Here is a 17,022-nt window from a genome sequence, read left to right as displayed (position 1 = left end):
ACGACGGTGACGGGTGGGTCGGGCTGGTGGGTGGGACGGGTGGCGCGGGACCGGGTCGGTCAGGTCCGCAGCAGGGCGCTGGGGCCCACGCCGCGGATGGAGGCGTCGAGCACCTCGATGGTGTGGGCCATCCCCATCGGGTGGCCCGAGCGCTCGATCGCGGAGGCCACCTGCATCAGGCAGCCGGGGTTGGCGGTGACCAGCACCTCGGCGCCGGTGGCCACGATGTTGGCGGCCTTGCGGTCGCCGAGCTCGCGGGCCGGCTCGGGGTTGAGGATGTTGTAGATACCGGCCGAGCCGCAGCACAGCTCGGCCTCCGCGATCTCGGCCACCCGCAGGCCGGGCACGGCCTCCAGGAGCCGACGCGGCTGGGCCCGCACGCCCTGGGCGTGGGCGAGGTGGCAGGCGTCGTGGTAGGCCACGGTCACCTCGAGGGGGTGGCGCGGCGCGACGGTGCCGAGCTCGTCGAGGATCTCCGAGACGTCGCGCACCTTCGCGCTGAACGCCTCGGCGCGGGCGGCGTACGCCGGGTCGTCGCGCAGCAGCGCGGCGTACTCCTTCATCGTGGAGCCGCAGCCGGCGGCGTTGACCACGACGTGCTCCACGCCGCTGTCGGCGAACGCGTCGACGAGGCGGCGGGCGTAGTCCTGCGCCTCCTCCTCGCGTCCGTTGTGGGCCGACAGCGCACCGCAGCAGCCCTGCGCGGGCGGCACCACCACGTCGAAGCCCTCGGCGCGCAGCACCCGGGCGGTGGCGGAGTTGACGCCGGGGAAGAACGCGCCCTGCACGCAGCCGGTGAGCATGCCCACGACGCCGCGACGCTCACCGAGCGCGTCGATGTACGGCGGCAGCGGCTCGGGGCGGCCCAGCCGAGGGGCCAGTCCCTCCATGGCGGCCAGCTGCGGCGAGACCCGCTCCAGCAGCCCGGTGCGCCGCAGCGCGCGGTCGAGGCCGGCGGCCTGCGCAGCGCGCAGCGGCCCGCGCAGCAGCCGCAGCCGCCGGGGGTGCGGGAACAGCGCGAAGATCAGCCCGCGCAGGGCCCGGTCGCCGGGGCTGCGCTGGTGGTGGCGCTCCACCTGGGCGCGGGTCTGCTCGATCAGCACGTCGTACTGCACCCCCGAGGGGCAGGCGGTCACGCACGCCATGCAGCCCAGGCAGCGGTCCCAGTGCTCGACCATCGAGTCGGTCATCGGCTCGCCCTCGAGGCCCTGCTTCATCAGGTGGATGCGCCCGCGCGGGCTGTCCATCTCCTCGCCCCACAGGGCGTACGTCGGGCACGTGGGCAGGCAGAAGCCGCAGTGCACGCAGTCGCCGACCAGCGCCGGGTCGGGCGGGTGGTGCTCGTCGAAGGCGCCGCCGGCGGCGGGCATGCCGAGGTCGACGACGCCACCCATCTCCCCCAGCGTGGTCCCCTCCCGGGGCCGGGTGTCGTCGTCGGACGTGTGCGTCATCAGATGCCTCCCACGAAGCGGCCCGGCGCGAGCCGGTGGTCAGGGTCGAGCTGGTCCTTCACGCGGCGCATCAGGTCGACCGCCGCCACCGGCCCCCACACGTCGAGGCCGGCCTTCACCTCGCGCGGGGCGTCCACGACGACCGTGCTCCCGCCGTGGGCGCCGGTCGCGGCGCGCAGCCGCGCCAGCGCCGTGCGCGCGTGGTCCACGTCGGTGCCCGGCGCCAGGGCGGCGTAGGCGACCCCGGTGCCGGCGGATCCGCGCACGTGGGCCCCGACCTCGCCGGCGGCGGTGAGCACGTCGGCGAGCCCGGTCAGGGCGAAGGTCAGCTTCAGCGCGCAGGCGCGGTCGTCGCCGCGCGCGGCGACGTCCCAGGGGTACGTCGCTCCCCCGCCCGGCTCGTCCTGGCCCACGTGCTGGGCCTCGGCGCCCAGCAGCGCCCGCACCGTGGCGGCGCGACCGGCGACGCCGTCGTCGCGGCCCTCGAGGAGCACGCTGACCACGCCGCCCGGGGCGGTGGCCTGGCCCGCGGGCCACTCCACCTCGACGGCCGACGGGACGGCCTGGGCGTGCAGCACCGCCTGCACGAGGCGCTGCGCCTGCGCGGGGGTCGCCGCGGGCGCGCTCACCCAGGCCCGCGACGCCGGCAGCGGGTGGAGCCGGAAGGTCGCGTCGACCACCACGGCCAGGGTGCCGAGGGAGCCGATGACCAGCTTGCCGACGTCGTAGCCGGCGACGTTCTTCACGACCCGGCCGCCGGCCTTGGCCACCACGCCGTCGGCGCGCACCACGGTGACCCCGATGAGCAGGTCGCGGGCGGTGCCGACCGCGAGGCGGCGCGCCCCGCTGGTGGCGGCGGCGAGCAGGCCGCCGACGCTGGTGCCGGGGACGGTCTCGTCGATGGCGAGGCGCTGCCCGGCGCCGCCGACGACGTCCTGCACGTCGCGCAGGCGGGTCCCGGCCTGCGCGGCCACGATGAGGTCGCCGGCCTGGTGGTCGAGCACGGCGTCGAGGCCGGCGAGGTCGAGCAGCACGTCGGCGCGTGTCGGCGGCACGCCCCACGACAGCTTGGTGCCGCGCCCGCGGGGCACGACGGTGAGCCCGTGGGCGGTGGCCGCGCGCAGCACCTCGCTGACCTGGGCGACGTCGGCGGGCCGCGCCACCAGGCCCGGCACGACGCCGTCGACGGCGTCGACGCCGTCACGGTGGTCGTCGGCGGGCTCACGGACCTCGGCGCAGGCCGAGGCGAGGGCCTCGCGAGCGGTCGCGGCCAGGGTCGGGGCGCTCATCAGAACACCTCCGCGACGCCGGCGTCCTGCAGCGGGTGGGCGCCCTTGTGCCGCCCGGGCACCTCGCCGCACAGGCGGGGTGTCGGGAACACCTTGCCGGGGTTGGAGAGGTGGTGGGGGTCGAAGGCGCAGCGCACCATCTGCATGGTGTCGAGGTCGTCGTCGGTGTACATCCGCGGCATGTACTTGGCCTTGTCCATCCCCACGCCGTGCTCGCCGGTGATCGACCCGCCGTGCTCGATGCACAGGTCGAGGATCGCGCCGCTGACCTCCTCGGCGGCCTGCCCCGCGCCCTCGACGGCGTCGTCGAAGAGCACCAGGGGGTGCAGGTTGCCGTCGCCGGCGTGGAACACGTTGGCCACCCGTACCCCGGAGGTGCTGGACAGCTCGGCGATCGCGGTGAGCACCTGCGGCAGCGCGGTGCGCGGGATGACGCCGTCCTGCACGATGTAGTCGGGGCTGATCCGCCCGACGGCGGCGAACGCCGACTTGCGGCCCTTCCAGATCAGGGCGCGCTCCACCGGGTCGGTGGCCAGGCGCTGCTCGAAGGCGCCGTTGTCGGCGCACAGCCGCTCCACCTCGGCGTGCTCGGCCGCCACCTCGATGGCCGCGCCGTCGAGCTCGATCACCAGCACCGCGCCCGCGCCCGCCGGGTAGCCGCACTGCACCGCGGCCTCCGCGGCCTCGATGGCCAGGGCGTCCATCATCTCGATCGCGGCCGGCACGATGCCGGCGGCGATGATCGCCGACGTCGCGGCGCCGGCCTGGTCGGTGCTGGCGAAGCCCACCAGCATGGTGCGCACCTCCTCGGGCAGGCGCACCAGCCGCACCGTGGCGGAGGTGACCACGCCGAGGGTGCCCTCGGAGCCGACGACCGCGCCGAGCAGGTCGTAGCCGGGGCTGTCGGGGGCGTCTCCGCCCAGCGCGACGGTGTCGCCCGCGGGGGTCACCAGGTCGACGCCGAGCACGTGGTTGGTGGTGAAGCCGTACTTCAGGCAGTGGGCCCCGCCGGAGTTCTCCGCGACGTTGCCGCCGATCGAGCAGATCTGCTGGCTCGAGGGGTCGGGGGCGTAGTAGTAGCCGTGGGGCGTGGCGGCGCGGGTGAGGTCGAGGTTGATCACCCCGGGCTCGACCACGGCGCGCTGGTCGTCGGGGCGCAGGGCGGTGATCGCCCGCATCCGCGAGGTCACCACGAGCACGCCGTCGGCGTGCGGCAGCGCTCCCCCGGACAGCCCGGTGCCGGAGCCGCGGGCGACGTACGGCACGCGGTGCTCGGCGCACGCACGCACGACGGCCGCCAGCTGCGCGGCGTCCTCGGGCATCACCACCAGCGCCGGCGTGACCCGGTAGTGCGCGAGCCCGTCGCACTCGTAGGTGCGCAGCCGGGCGTGGTCGGTGATCACGCCCTCCTGCGGCAGCGCGCGCCGCGCCGCCGCGGTGACCGCGGCGATGCCGGCGTCCCGGGCCGTGCTGTCGGCCGGGTCGGGCGGGGCGGCGGGCTCGGTGGTGGCCACGGCGTCAGTCCACCTGCGCGGTGAGGCCGGCGGCCTCGATGCCGGCCACTGCGGCGGCCTCGTCGGCGTCCGAGGTGTCGCCGGTGACGCCGACGGCCCCGAGCAGGGCGCCGCCGGCGTCGCGCACGAGCACCCCGCCCGGCACCGGCACCAGCGAGCCGCCGACGGCGGAGGTCACGGCGGCGACGAAGTACGGCTGCTGCTCGGCGCGCGCCATGATCGAGCGCGATCCCATGCCCAGCGACAGCGCACCGTGGGCCTTGCCGAACCCGATGGCGAACCGGCCCGTCGACGAGCCGTCCTCCCGCTCCACGGCCACCACGTGGCCGCCGGTGTCCAGCACCACCACGGTCATCGGCTTCAGCCCTGCCGTCGCGGCGTGGGCGCGGGCGCCGGCCACGATCGTGCGGGCGACCTCCAGGTCGAGGCTCATGCGTTCCCCTCCGTCTGCTGGGTGTGCTCGGTCGTTCCGGCCTGCTTCCGTGCGGCGCGGCGGCGGTGCAGGATCGGCTCGGTGTAGCCGCTGGGCTGCGCGAGCCCCTCGAGCACCAGCTCGCGGGCGGCGAGGAACGCCTCGCCGTCGAAGCCCGGCGCCATCGGCGCGTACGTCGGGTCGCCGGCGTTCTGCTCGTCGACCACCGCGGCCATCCGTCGCAGCGTCTCCTCGACCTGCTCGGCGGTGACGACGCCGTGGTGCAGCCAGTTCGCGACGTGCTGCGCGGAGATGCGGCAGGTCGCGCGGTCCTCCATCAGCGCCTCGCCGGTGATGTCGGGCACCTTGGAGCAGCCGACCCCGGCGTCGACCCAGCGCACGACGTAGCCCAGGAGGCTCTGCACGTTGTTGTCGATCTCGGCCTGCCGCTCCTCGGGCGACCACGACGCGGGGTCGCCGAGCGGCACGGTGAGCAGGTCGTCGCGGCCGGCGCGGCGTCCGCCGGCGCGCAGCTCCTCCTGCCGGGCCCGCACGTCGACCTGGTGGTAGTGCAGGGCGTGCAGGGTGGCGGCCGTGGGCGAGGGCACCCACGCGCAGCTCGCCCCGGCCTGCGGGTGGCCGACCTTGGCCTCCATCATCGAGGCCAGGCTGTCGGGCGCGGCCCACATGCCCTTGCCGATCTGGGCGTGGCCGAGCAGCCCGCACTCCAGGCCGGTGTCGACGTTGGAGTCCTCGTAGGCGCGGATCCAGGTCTCGCCCCGCATGTCGTTCTTGCGCACGACCGGGCCGGCGAGCATCGAGGTGTGGATCTCGTCGCCGGTGCGGTCGAGGAAGCCGGTGTTGATGAACGCCACGCGCTCGCGCGCCGCCTCGATGCAGGCCTTGAGGTTGAGGGTGGTGCGGCGCTCCTCGTCCATGATGCCGACCTTGATGGTCAGCGGCGGGAGCCCGAGCACCTGCTCCACGCGCTCGAAGAGACCGACGGTGAACGCGACCTCCTCGGGGCCGTGCATCTTGGGCTTCACGACGTACATCGCGCCGGTGAGGGAGTTGCGCAGCCGCGACTCCCCGCGCAGGTCGCGCATGCTGCCCAGCGCGGTGACCAGCGCGTCGAGGATGCCCTCGGGCACCTCGCGGCCGTCGCGGTCGAGCACGGCGTCGGTGGTCATCAGGTGGCCGACCTGGCGGATGAACAGCAGCGAGCGCCCCCGCAGGGTCACCTCGCTGCCGTCGGGGGCGGTGCAGGTGCGGTCGGGGTTCATCGAGCGGGTGAAGGTGCGCCCGCCCTTGGTGACCTCCTCGGCCAGCGTCCCGTCCATCAGGTGCAGCCAGTTGCGGTAGCCCCCGACCTTGTCGGCGGCGTCGACGGCGGCGACGGAGTCCTCGAGGTCCATGATCGTGGAGACCGCCGACTCCAGCAGGAGGTCCTTCACACCGGCGGCGTCGGTGGAGCCGACGGGGTGGTCGTGGTCGACCTGCACCTCCACGTGCAGGCCGTGGTGCACCAGGACCACCGCCTCCGGGGCGGTGGCGTCACCGCGGTGGCCGACCAGCTGGGCGGGGTCGGCCAGGCGGCGCACGCCGTCGGCGGTGGTCACGGCCAGGCCCTCGCCGTCCACCGCGTACGCCGTGGCGTCGCTGTGGGAACCGGCCCCGAGCGGGAAGTGGTCGTCGAGCAGCGCCCGACCGCGGGCGATCACGGCGTCGCCGCGCACCCGGTTGTAGCCGTCGTCGCCCGGGGCGAGGTCGCCCTCGCGCGGCACGACGTCGGAGCCGTAGAGCGCGTCGTAGAGCGAGCCCCAGCGCGCGTTCACGGCGTTGGTGGCGAAACGGGCGTTGAGCAGCGGCACCACCAGCTGGGGACCGGCGGTGCGGGCCACCTCGTCGTCGACGCCGGCGGTGGTCACCTCCACCGTGCCGGGCTCGTCGAGCAGGTAGCCGATCTCGGTGAGGAAGGCGGCGTAGTGCTCCGGGTCGGGGACGCCGGGGTGCGCGCGGTGGTAGTCGTCGACCTGGGCCTGCAGCTCCTCGCGCCGCGCCAGCAGCTCGCGGTTGCGGGGGGCGAGGTCGTGCACGACCTCGTCGACGCCCCGCCAGAACGCCGCCGCGTCGACCCCCGACCCCGGCAGGGCCTCCTCCTCGACGAACCGGTGGAGCTCCTCGGCCACCTGCAGCCCGCCCACCGTGATCCGCTCCGCCATGCCGCTCCCTCACTCGGTCGTCGGGCTCTCGTCCGCCCGGTCGGACTTGCTCGTAATTCCACATCGTGGAACACTGACTTCGTCCCACGAAACTAGCCCGCGTGATGCTGTGACGTCAACCACTGCGAGGGGAGCTGCCCATGACCGAGCCCGCACCGGCCCGCGCAGGCGGGGTGCAGTCGCTGCACCGTGCGCTCGACCTGCTCGAGGTCGTCGCGGGCCACGGTGGGGACGTGACGATCGGCGAGATCGCCGCCGCCGCCGACCTGCCGGTGCCGACGACCCACCGGCTGCTGCGCACGCTGGTCGACCGCGGCTACATGCGACAGCTGCCAAGCCGCCGCTACGCGCTGGGGTTCCGGCTGGTGCCGCTGGGCGCCAGCGCCGGCTCGATGGCCGGCGTCGACACCGGCGACGTGCTGACCCGGCTGGTCGACGCCCTCGGCGAGACCGCCAACCTCGCGGTGCTCTCGGGCTCGCGGGCGGAGTACGTCGCGCAGGTGCCGTCGCGCCACACCATGCGGATGTTCACCGAGGTCGGCCGCCAGGTCGACCTGCACAGCACCGGCGTCGGCAAGGCGCTGCTGGCCCGCCTGGACGACGTCCACGCGCTCGAGCACGTGCGTCGGGTCGGCCTGGCCCGCCAGACCGAGCACACGCTGGTCGCGGAGGCCGACTTGCTCGCCGACCTGGCCGCGGTGCGCTCACGCGGCTACGCGCTCGACGAGCAGGAGCAGGAGACCGGCGTGCGCTGCGTCGCCGTGGCCGTCGGCGAGCCGGTGTCGTGGATGGCGGTGTCGGTCTCCGGGCCGGTCACCAGGATGACCGACGACCTGGTGGCCCGCGCCGTGCCGCTGCTGCGCGAGGCGGGCCGGCACCTGGCTGGACGGATGCACGGCGCCTGATCCGGCGCGACACCGATCCGACGACACCGACCCGACGAGGCACCGGGCCGGCGTCCGTGGCTCAGGGGGTGGGCATGCCCCCGTTGACGTTCAGCGTCTCGCCGGTGACGTAGCCCGACTCCGCCGAGGCGAGGTAGACGTAGGCCGGGGCGATCTCGGCGGGCTGCCCCGCCCGACCGAGCGGCGTCTCCTGGCCGAACTGCGGGAGCGCCTCGGTGGGCTGACCGCCGGCGGTCTGCAGCGGCGTCCAGAACGGGCCGGGCGCGACCACGTTGACGCGGATGCCCTGCGGCGCCACCTGCTGGGCCAGGGCCTTGCTGAAGGTGTTGATGGCCATCTTGGTGGTGGCGTAGTCGACCAGCGACGGCGAGGGCGTGTACGCCTGGATCGAGCTGGTGTTGATGATCGAGGACCCCGGGGGCAGGTGCGGCAGCGCCTCCTGGGTGATCCAGAACAGGGCGTAGACGTTGGTGCGGAACGTCTCGTCGAACTGCGCCGAGGTGAGGTCGGCCAGCCGCTCCTGGGTCTGCTGCTTGCCGGCGACGTTGGCCAGCAGGTCGAGCCCGCCGAGCGCCTCCACCGCGGTGCGCACCAGCGCGCGGGCCTGCTCCTCGACGGCGATGTCGGCGGGGGCCAGCACGGCGGTGCGGCCGGCCTCACGCACCAGCGCGGCCACCTCCTCGGCGTCGGACTGCTCGCTCTCCAGGTAGTTCAGCACCACGTCGGCGCCCTCCCGGGCGAAGGCGATGGCGGCGGCACGCCCGATGCCGGAGTCGGCCCCGGTCACCAGCGCCTTGCGGCCCTCGAGCCGGCCCGACCCGCGGTAGGACTCCTCGCCGTGGTCGGCGCGCGGCGTGAGCTCGCTGGCCAGGCCGGGGCCGTCCTGCTGCTGCTCCGCGAAGCCGCCGGTGTGGTACTGGCCGACGGGGTCGGTGAAGGTGTACTGGTCGCTCATGGCGCTCCTCGGGGGACGGTGCTCGCTGGTGCTGCTGGCCGGTCCTGGTGACCGGGACCGCTCCACCCTGTGCCGCCGCCACCCCGCGCCGCCACCACCCCGCGGGGCGGACGGCGACGACGGGGTGGGCGCGGCTCAGCGCCAGCCGAGTGCCGGGGCGACGTCGGTCAGCAGCGTCTCCAGCACGTGGGCGCAGTAGTCGACGCCGAGCTGGTTGGGGATCGTCAGCAGCAGCGTGTCGGCCGCGGCGACGGCCTCGTCGCCGGCGAGCTGCTCGATCAGCCGGTCGGGCTCCCCGGCGTAGGTCTTCCCGAAGCGGGCCTTGCCGCCGTCGAGGTAGCCGACCTGGTCACCGCTGCCGCCCTCGCGCCCGAAGTAGGCCCGGTCGAGGTCGTTGACGATCGGGAAGATGCTGCGGCTCACCGACACCCGGGGCTCGTGGTCGTGACCGGCGTCAGCCCAGGCCTTGCGGAACCGCTCGACCTGCTCGGCCTGCAGCTGGTGGAACGGCACGCCGGTGTCCTCGCTGAGCAGCGTCGAGCTCATCAGGTGCATGCCCTGCTCGGCGGCCCACTCGGCGGTCGCGCGGGTGCCGGCGCCCCACCAGATGCGCTCGCGCAGGCCCTCGGAGTGCGGCTCGATGCGCAGCAGCCCGGGCGGGTTGGGGAACATCGGGCGCGGGCTGGGCTGCGCGAACCCCTTGCCGCGCAGCACCTCGCGCAGCACCTGGGTGTGCTCGCGGGCCATGTCGGAGGCGTCCTGGCCCTCGCCGGGCACGTGCCCGAAGTACCGGAAGCCGTCGACGACCTGCTCCGGTGAGCCGCGGCTGACGCCGAGCTGGAGCCTGCCGCCCGAGATCAGGTCGGCCGCACCGGCGTCCTCGGCCATGTAGAGCGGGTTCTCGTAGCGCATGTCGATCACGCCCGTGCCGATCTCGATGCGGCTGGTGCGCGCCCCGACGGCGGCGAGCAGCGGGAACGGCGAGGCCAGCTGGTGGGCGAAGTGGTGCACGCGGAAGTACGCCCCGTCGGCGCCGAGCTCTTCGGCGGCCACGGCGAGGTCGATGGACTGCAGCAGCACGTCGGAGGCCGAGCGCGTCTGCGACTGCGGCGACGGCGTCCAGTGACCGAATGACAGGAACCCGATCTTCTTCATGAAAGATTCAACCATTTCGCCGCCCGGTTGTTCCCGCACGGGTCGGTGCGCCCCGCTGGTGGTTTCGAGACGCTCGTCGCTGGCGCTTTTTGCTCCTCGACCACCGAGCAGCCCACCCCCGGTGGTCGGGAGGGAGCGCCAGCGACCGTCTCGAAACCCCGGGTCGGGCGTCCGCCTCAGACCACGGGCTCCTCGGCGGCCGGGTCGGCCTCGTCCTCGGGCTCGTGGGTCCAGGTGAGCTGGAACTCCACCTCCTCCTCGCCGTCCTCGCGCTCGTGCTCGATGGAGAACTGCGCCCGCGCCGGCACCCGGAAGCGCTCCCCCGCCACCTGGATGCGGAACGACCGGCCGGTCTCCAGCGCGTCGGCGAGGCGGCGCAGCTTGGCGACGACGTCCTCGGTGGAGTAGATGCGCTCGACGTCTCGGTCCTGCTTCGCCATGGGGCTCTCCCGGTCGGGTCGGTGGGCGGGGCCCGGTCGGTGCCCCGGCGACAACCTACGGGCGACGCGGGAGCGCGTCGGCGCGTCGCCGCCCGGCCGCGTCACTCGTCGGGGTCCGGCGCCTCGGGTCCGAGCCGCACGAGGTGCTCGCTGGTGCCGGAGTCGTCGACCTCGGTGACCACCGCGTCGACCACCTCGGCGGCCACCACGCCGTCGGGCAGGTCGAGCGGGGCGGGGTGGGGCCCGAAGTCGGCCGTGCACACCTGCCCCTTCGGCACCCGCGCGTCGGTGGCCACCTCGAGGGTGTCGGAGTCGAGCCGGGCCACCGCGGTGACCTCGGCGGGGCAGCCGCTGCTGCCGTACGTCGTCAGCACCAGCCGGTCGTCGCTCAGCGTGAGCTCGGGGTCGCCGGGCTCCCGGGCGGGCGGCGCGGTCACCTCGACCTGCGCGGGCACCCCCGACGGGCTCGCGGCCTGCCCGGCGTCGGTGGCCGTGCTGTCGCCGCTGTCGCCGCTGGGGCCGCACGACACGGCGACCAGCGCGAGGGCCGCAGCGGCGGGCGCTCGCCACGAGCCGGTGGGTGAGCAGGCGGTGGGTCGGGGGGTCATCTCGCTCCTTCGTCGGGTCGTCACTGGGACGACGCCCCGGCCACCCCGGTTCCCCGCTCGTCCGCAGCCGCCTGCGGACGGCTCAGGCGTCGCCGGCCACGTCGCGGCCGTCGGCGGTGTGGGGGTCGGCGTCGATGGCCTCGACGGCGGCCGTGGGCTCGGGCTCGACGCCGAGCGGACGGCGGTCGAGGTGCACCCCGGCGATCATGCACCGCACCGACCCGCCGGCCAGCTCGATGGTGGGGATGTCGACGGCCACCACCTCGCACGACTCCTCGATGGCGGCGAGCTGCTCGGGGCGCAGGCTGCGCAGGGCCCGCTGCGACATCGCCATCACGTAGCGCCGGCGACCCTCGGGGGTGCGCCCGCACAGCTCGACGGCGTTGCCGGCGAACTCCCGCACCTGCTCCTCGGTGAGCTCCACGACCCGGCGCCCGTTGACGCTGAGCCGCTCACGCACCTGCTCGCGCCGCGCCGCGTCGGGGATCATCCCCAGCGCGATCAGGGCCACGTCGGTGCCGATGCAGCAGATGACGTTGGTGTGGTAGACCGGCACGCCCTGGGAGTCGACGGCCTCGAAGGCCATCGGCTCGTAGCCGAAGTCGGTGCAGAAGCGCTCCAGCACGTGGGTGTCGGCGCGGTGGCTCACCGCGGTGTAGGCCACCCGCGACACGTGGTCGAGCACCATCGCGCCGGTGCCCTCGAGGAAGATCCCGTCGGGCTCCAGGCCGGAGTAGTCGATGATCGTCTGCACGCGGTAGGACGACTTCAGCATCTCCAGGACGTCGGCGCGCCGCTCGTGGCGCCGGTTGGAGGCGTACATCGGGTAGACCGCCACGACGCCGCCGGCGTGGGTAGAGAGCCAGTTGTTGGGGAACACGCTGTCGGGGCGGGTGTGGTCGTCGTCGGCGAACACGTGCACCTGCACGCCGGCCGCCCGCAGCGCCCCGGCGACGTCGTCCATCTCGGCCATCGCCCGCGCCGAGACGACGTCGTCCGGCTCCCCCGCCGGCACCTCGGCCTGGAACGCGTTGTCGGCCGCCGTGGCCGGGTTGGGCAGGAACTTGGCGGCGCGGACCAGGATGACGGCGGACGGGGCTTGGGCACTCACGAGGCGGAATCTAGGTCACTCTCGCCGCACCCGCGGCATCACTGGGCACCGCCGTCGCGGACCGGGCCACCCCGTCAGTCGTCGGGCAGGGCGGCGAAGGCCTGCTTCATGTCGCGGTACCAGCCCAGCGACCGCTTGGGGTGGCGCCAGCGGCTCTTCATGGCGTCGCGGGCCTCCTGGTGGCTCTGGTCGCCGGCCTTCTCCGCCTCCTTGAGGTGACGGTCCTGGGCGTTGATCACGTCGTCGGCGCTGGCGCCGCGGTGGGCGAGGTCGCAGGGCCCGCCGAGGGCCTGGCAGGTCATGGTCTTCACGGTCGTCTCCTCGTGGGGTGGGTGCTGGTGTCGTGGTGTTGACGTCGCGGAGGGGCCGGGTGTGACCGGGCGCGACCGGATCAGCCGCGCCGTCGCGGGCCGTCGCGGCGCACGACCTGCGCGAGCACGTCGGGCGCGGCCCGGAAGGTGACGGCGCGCACGACGCCCCGGTCGACGGTGAAGTCGAAGACGACCCGGGCCGCGCCGAGGTGGAACCAGGCCGAGCCGGGCCGGTCACCGACCAGGACCGGGAGCGCGGCGTGCGCGCTGCCGTCGAAGAACGCCACGACGGCGTCCCGGCCCTCGATGCGTGCCGGCGTGCCGGCCAGCACCGCGGCGTCGTCGGCGCCCACCACCGCGTCGGGCGCCAGCAGGCGCAGCAGCCGTTCGACGTCGCCGTTCCTGGCCGCGGCCATGAACGCGTCGACCACCTCCCAGTCGGCGAGGTGGTCCTCGGGTCGGGGCTGGGCCACCTTCGCACGCGCTCGCGAGGCCAGCTTGCGCGCAGCCGCCGGCGTGGTCTCGAGGAGCGCCGCGATCACTGGGAACTCGAAGCCGAGGCTGTCGTGGAGCACGAACGCGACCCGTTCCCGCGGGGAGAGCCGGTCGAGCACGACGTGCAGCGCCACAGCGACCGTGTCGGCCAGCACGACGGCGTCGGCGGGGTCGGGGGACGACTCCCCCGCCTCGACCTCCGCCACGGGGACCGGGGTGCGGGACCGCAGCCGGTCGAGGCACAGCCGCGTGGTCACGGTGGTCAGCCACGCGGGGAGGTCCTCGACCGCGGCCGTGGTGCCGTGCAGGCGCAGCCACGCCTGCTGCACGACGTCCTCGGCGTCGCCGTGGTCGCCCAGCACCCTGGTCGCGATCCGCACCAGCCGCGCCCGCTCGGCCTCGAAACCCTCCGTCTGGTCCACGACCCTCACCCTCCCCCTCGCTCCGTCGTCCCGTTGACGCGCGGGACGCGCCGGGTGTGACCGGGTGTGACCGGGCCGCGACGACCCGGGCCCGGGCCGGTCAGGTGCCGGGGTCAGGCGTCGGGCTGGTCGAACACGTAGAAGGTGTTGCCTCCGGGTGCGGCGAACCCGGCCACCGCACCGCCGGGGATCTCGAACTTCTCGACCGTGGTGACGATCGCGGGATGGTCACGCACCCACGCGTCCACGCTGTCGACGAGGTACATCGGACCGGCAGGCTGCGGGCTCGTCGAGAGCATGAGCTGGGCCGACCGGTCGGGCGTCCAGAAGGCGACCGTGTCGTCACCCTCCCGCCACGCCTCCTCGAGCTCCAGCTGGTCGCGGTGGAAGGCCACGGCCTCCGCCAGGTCGGTGACCGGCTGGTACAGGAACGTGAGCTGCACGGGCGGCCCCTCTCGTCGGGCGGTTCGTCCTGGCGCCACGATCTTCGTGCCCCTCGGCGCACCTGTCCACCCTCCCCCGGACCCCCGACCACCACCGCTTGACCCGTCCGGCTAATCCGATTAACCTCTGGCTAACCCCATTAGCCAACCCCTTGGAGCACCCCATGACCGAGCACCTCACCATCGGCGAGCACACCCTGGCCTACGACCTGGTCGGCGAAGGTCCGCTCGTCGTCCTGGCACACGGGATGGGCGACAGCCGCCACTCCTACCGCTTCCTCGCCCCGGCCCTGGCCCGCGCCGGCTACCGCGTGGCCAACCTCGACCTGCGCGGGTGCGGCGACTCGAGCCTGGGCTGGGAGGACTACAGCCGCACCGCCGTGGGGAGCGACCTCGTCGCGCTGGTGCGCCACCTCGGCGGTGGGCCGGCCGTGATCGTCGGACAGTCGTTCAGCGGTGGCGCGGCCACCATCGCCGCTGCGAGCGCACCCGACCTCGTCGCCGGCCTCGTCGAGCTCGCCCCGTTCACCCGGGCGCAGTCGGTGCCGCTGGGCGGGCTGCTGCGGGTACGGCGCTACCGCACGGGCACGCTGCGGCTGCTGCGGACCATGGTGCTGGGCCGCGTGTCGAGCTGGGCCGGCTACCTCGACCTGGCGGTGCCGACCAAGCCGGCCGACTGGGACCACGAGCGGTCGCGGATCGAGGCCAAGCTCGGCGAGCCCGGGCGGATGAAGGTGCTGCGCGCCATGGCGATGTCGAGCCCGACGGACGCCGGCGAGCAGCTCCCCCACGTCGTCTGCCCGGTCCTGGTCGTCGAGGGCGGCCTCGACCCCGACTGGCCCGACCCGCGCGTCGAGGGCGAGCGCATCGTCGCCGAGCTCCCCGACGGCCTCGGCGAGCTCGCCGTCCTCGACGGCGTCGGCCACTACCCGCACACCGAGGCCCCTGACGACGTCCTGGCGCTGGCCCTGCCGTTCCTCGACAAGGTGCTGCCCCGTGCCTAGGGCCGGCCTCGACCCGTCGTCGGTCACCCGGGCGGGCGCCGCGCTCGCCGACGAGGTCGGCCTCGACCACCTGACGATGGGACTGCTCGCCGAACGGCTCGGGGTGCGGACCCCGTCGCTCTACAAGCACGTCGACCACCTCGCCGACCTCACCCACCGCATCGGCGTGCTCGCCATGGACGAGCTCGCCGACGCCGTCGGTGGTGCCGTCCAGGGACTGGCCGGGAGCGAGGCGCTCCTCGCGGCCGCCCAGGCGGTGCGGACCTTCGTCACCCAGCACCCCGGTCGCTACACGGCCGGCAACACCGCCCGGCCCGCCGGGCCCGACGACCCCCTCGTCCCGGCCGCCCGCCGTGTCCTGGACGCCCTCTCCGCCGCACTGCGGGGGTACGGGCTCGCGCCCGACCAGGAGATCCACGCCCTGCGGATGCTGCGCTCCACCCTCCACGGCTTCGCCTCGCTGGAGGAGTCGGGCGGGTTCATGATCGACACCGACGTCGACGACAGCTTCGCCTGGACGGTCTCGCTCCTCGACCGGGGCCTGCGGGCCGCGGGCGTCGCCGGCGCGGACGCGTCCGGCACGACCTGAGCGCCCGCAGGCCGCCGCCGGCACCCTGACCGGCGTCGCTGCCGGTCAGGGGGCCCAGCGGCGTCGGGTCACGACCGGTCGGCGAGGTAGTGGTCGCGCAGGAACTCGGCGGTCGTCGTGGGCCTGCGGCCGATGAGCTGCTCGAGGTCGCCGGTCCGGTCGGCCCACTCACCCGCGTTGACGCCGCGCACCCACGCGAGCGCGAACCCGGCGGCCCGCTCGGGCAGTCCGGCGGCGACCAGCCGGCCGACGTACTCCTCCTCCGAGCCCGGGACGTACGGCACGGGCACGCCCAGGAGGTCCGACAGCAGCTGCGCGACGTCGGCGAACGAGACGGCCGGACCTCCGTGCAGGGAGTACGTCCTGCCCTCGTGCCCGGGGTCGGTCAGCACGACCGCACCGGCCTCCGCCAGGTCGTCGCGGGACGCCGGGGCCACCTTCCCGTGGCCCGCGGGGACGCGGACGCCGGACTCGTGGACGCCCTCCCCCAGGTAGAACGGGAGGCTCTCCAGGAACGGGGGGTGCCGCAGGATCGTGTGAGCGAGCCCGGACGCCCTCAACGTCTGCTCGGCGAAGACGTCGTCGTCGGTGACGCCGGGCAGGTGGAAGTCCGAGCCCTCCTTGCGGATGACGGGGTTGAAGACGAGGTGCGTGACGCCGGCCTGACGGGCCGCGGTGATCGCGTTGTAGTGCTGCCGGTTGCGATCGGTGAAGGCGTGGGTCGAGACCAGCATGACCTTCTCGACCCCGCCGAAGGCCCGCACGAGCGTCTCGTGGTCGAGGTAGTCACCGGTGCGGATCTCGATGCCCTTGGCGGCGAGGTCCGCTGCCTTGGCGGGATCTCGAGCCAGTCCGACCAGGTCGCCGGCGGGATGGCGCGTCAGCAGGTGCCGGAGGGTCTTGCGGCCGAGGTGGCCACTGGCACCGGTGACGAGGATCGTGCCCATGAGGACGCCTTTCGTTCTGCGGGTCCGGAGACGGCGAGGTCGCTCGCGCCCGGAGGTCCACGGGTTGTTGACCTTTCAGTCCATAACCCTAGGCTTGGTGGACCGAACGGTCAAGAACCCGTATCCTGGCTCCCGTGGCCCGCCCCCGAGCGTTCGACGAGAAGCAGGTGCTCGACGCCGTGCGCGAGCAGTTCTGGGACGCCGGCTACGCCGCGACCTCGATGGACGACCTGATGCGGGTCAGCGGGCTGGGCAAGGGCAGCCTCTACGCGGCGTTCGGCGACAAGCACCAGCTCTTCCTCCGGGCGCTGCGCAGCTACACCGAGGACTCCCACGGCCAGCTCCGGCGGGCCCTGGCCGAGGCCCCGCGGGCGGTGGACGCCCTCCGCATGCTTCTCGAGGCACCCGTGGACGACCGGTCGGACGCCGGCCCACGGCGTGGCTGCCTTATGGCCAACAGCACCTCGGAGCTCGGGAGCGCCGATCCGGAGGTCCTGGCCCACGCCCACCGGACCTACGAGACCTCGACCGAGCTGATCGCCGACTGCGTCGCCCGCGCCCAGCGCGAGGGCGACCTGCCGTCGGGGACGGACCCGGTCGCGCTGGCGCGGGCGCTGCTCGCCGCCCAGCAGGGACTCGTCTTCATGAGCCGGACGGGGATGGACGCCGCGACCCTCGTGGCCACGGCACGATCGCTCGCGGCACAGCTCCTGCCGGACCACCCCGGCGGCTGAGCCGGTGGCGTCGCC

Annotated in this window: 18 protein-coding genes; 4 read left to right on the top strand and 14 right to left on the bottom strand. The window is 74.5% G+C overall.

What is annotated here, in order from left to right; translation table 11 throughout:
- Positions 1-59: 59 nt before the first annotated feature.
- Genes glcF through AC4OR8_RS17610 form a run of 5 tightly spaced genes read right to left on the bottom strand, consistent with a single transcriptional unit; the run spans position 60 to position 6,888 of the window.
- Positions 60-1,451: a glycolate oxidase subunit GlcF gene (glcF, locus tag AC4OR8_RS17630; RefSeq protein ID WP_492166910.1), complete on the bottom strand. Its 1,392-nt coding sequence runs from the start codon at positions 1,449-1,451 to the stop codon at positions 60-62.
- On the bottom strand, positions 1,451-2,740 hold the full coding sequence (locus AC4OR8_RS17625; RefSeq protein WP_492166909.1) for an FAD-binding oxidoreductase: 1,290 nt from the start codon (positions 2,738-2,740) through the stop codon (positions 1,451-1,453). The genes glcF and AC4OR8_RS17625 overlap by 1 nt, the downstream gene beginning before the upstream one ends.
- Entirely contained in the window at positions 2,740-4,254 is a 1,515-nt protein-coding gene (locus AC4OR8_RS17620) for an FAD-linked oxidase C-terminal domain-containing protein (RefSeq protein ID WP_492166908.1), read from the bottom strand. The genes AC4OR8_RS17625 and AC4OR8_RS17620 overlap by 1 nt, the downstream gene beginning before the upstream one ends.
- 4 nt (positions 4,255-4,258) lie before the next feature.
- Positions 4,259-4,687 carry a GlcG/HbpS family heme-binding protein gene (locus AC4OR8_RS17615; protein ID WP_492166907.1) on the bottom strand — a complete coding sequence of 143 codons (429 nt, stop codon included), beginning with the start codon at positions 4,685-4,687 and terminating at the stop codon, positions 4,259-4,261.
- A complete protein-coding gene (locus AC4OR8_RS17610) occupies positions 4,684-6,888 on the bottom strand; it encodes a malate synthase G (protein ID WP_492166906.1) in 2,205 nt (734 codons plus the stop codon). Before AC4OR8_RS17610 ends, AC4OR8_RS17615 begins: the two co-directional genes overlap by 4 nt.
- Before the next feature lie 140 nt (positions 6,889-7,028).
- Between AC4OR8_RS17610 and AC4OR8_RS17605 the strand changes: the two genes are divergently transcribed.
- Positions 7,029-7,793, top strand: a complete 765-nt coding sequence (locus AC4OR8_RS17605) for an IclR family transcriptional regulator (RefSeq protein WP_492166905.1) — start codon at positions 7,029-7,031, stop codon at positions 7,791-7,793.
- Between the two features lie 61 nt (positions 7,794-7,854).
- On the opposite strand, the gene AC4OR8_RS17600 is transcribed toward AC4OR8_RS17605, so the two are convergent.
- The 8 genes from AC4OR8_RS17600 to AC4OR8_RS17565 form a co-directional block, all read right to left on the bottom strand.
- Positions 7,855-8,748, bottom strand: coding sequence for an SDR family oxidoreductase (locus tag AC4OR8_RS17600; RefSeq protein WP_492166904.1), 894 nt, complete (start codon positions 8,746-8,748; stop codon positions 7,855-7,857).
- A gap of 135 nt (positions 8,749-8,883) precedes the next feature.
- A complete protein-coding gene (locus tag AC4OR8_RS17595) occupies positions 8,884-9,903 on the bottom strand; it encodes an LLM class flavin-dependent oxidoreductase (RefSeq protein WP_492166903.1) in 1,020 nt (339 codons plus the stop codon).
- Positions 9,904-10,079: 176 nt separating this feature from the next.
- On the bottom strand, positions 10,080-10,343 hold the full coding sequence (locus tag AC4OR8_RS17590) for an amphi-Trp domain-containing protein (protein WP_492166902.1): 264 nt from the start codon (positions 10,341-10,343) through the stop codon (positions 10,080-10,082).
- Between the two features lie 101 nt (positions 10,344-10,444).
- A complete protein-coding gene (locus AC4OR8_RS17585) occupies positions 10,445-10,951 on the bottom strand; it encodes a hypothetical protein (RefSeq protein WP_492166901.1) in 507 nt (168 codons plus the stop codon).
- A gap of 82 nt (positions 10,952-11,033) precedes the next feature.
- Positions 11,034-12,062, bottom strand: coding sequence for a citrulline utilization hydrolase CtlX (gene ctlX, locus AC4OR8_RS17580; protein ID WP_492166900.1), 1,029 nt, complete (start codon positions 12,060-12,062; stop codon positions 11,034-11,036).
- 74 nt (positions 12,063-12,136) lie between these two features.
- Positions 12,137-12,364 carry a hypothetical protein gene (locus AC4OR8_RS17575; RefSeq protein WP_492167137.1) on the bottom strand — a complete coding sequence of 76 codons (228 nt, stop codon included), beginning with the start codon at positions 12,362-12,364 and terminating at the stop codon, positions 12,137-12,139.
- A gap of 89 nt (positions 12,365-12,453) precedes the next feature.
- A complete protein-coding gene (locus tag AC4OR8_RS17570) occupies positions 12,454-13,290 on the bottom strand; it encodes a sigma-70 family RNA polymerase sigma factor (protein WP_492166899.1) in 837 nt (278 codons plus the stop codon).
- A gap of 113 nt (positions 13,291-13,403) precedes the next feature.
- Positions 13,404-13,733 carry a VOC family protein gene (locus AC4OR8_RS17565; RefSeq protein ID WP_492166898.1) on the bottom strand — a complete coding sequence of 110 codons (330 nt, stop codon included), beginning with the start codon at positions 13,731-13,733 and terminating at the stop codon, positions 13,404-13,406.
- 164 nt (positions 13,734-13,897) lie between these two features.
- Between AC4OR8_RS17565 and AC4OR8_RS17560 the strand changes: the two genes are divergently transcribed.
- Both AC4OR8_RS17560 and AC4OR8_RS17555 read left to right on the top strand, forming a co-directional pair.
- On the top strand, positions 13,898-14,737 hold the full coding sequence (locus tag AC4OR8_RS17560; RefSeq protein WP_492166897.1) for an alpha/beta fold hydrolase: 840 nt from the start codon (positions 13,898-13,900) through the stop codon (positions 14,735-14,737).
- The gene (locus tag AC4OR8_RS17555) at positions 14,730-15,326 is read left to right on the top strand and encodes a TetR-like C-terminal domain-containing protein (RefSeq protein WP_492166896.1); all 597 of its coding nucleotides are present in this window, start codon (positions 14,730-14,732) and stop codon (positions 15,324-15,326) included. Before AC4OR8_RS17560 ends, AC4OR8_RS17555 begins: the two co-directional genes overlap by 8 nt.
- Before the next feature lie 68 nt (positions 15,327-15,394).
- Here the strand turns inward: AC4OR8_RS17555 and AC4OR8_RS17550 are convergent, their stop codons facing one another.
- On the bottom strand, positions 15,395-16,273 hold the full coding sequence (locus tag AC4OR8_RS17550) for an SDR family oxidoreductase (RefSeq protein WP_492166895.1): 879 nt from the start codon (positions 16,271-16,273) through the stop codon (positions 15,395-15,397).
- Between the two features lie 134 nt (positions 16,274-16,407).
- Between AC4OR8_RS17550 and AC4OR8_RS17545 the strand changes: the two genes are divergently transcribed.
- Positions 16,408-17,007, top strand: coding sequence for a TetR/AcrR family transcriptional regulator (locus AC4OR8_RS17545; RefSeq protein WP_492166894.1), 600 nt, complete (start codon positions 16,408-16,410; stop codon positions 17,005-17,007).
- Positions 17,008-17,022 lie beyond the last annotated feature (15 nt).

The organism is Nocardioides sp. FY1077 (assembly GCF_058681775.1).
Note: the sequence above shows the minus strand (reverse complement) of the source record. Positions and strands in the feature narration are given on the sequence as shown.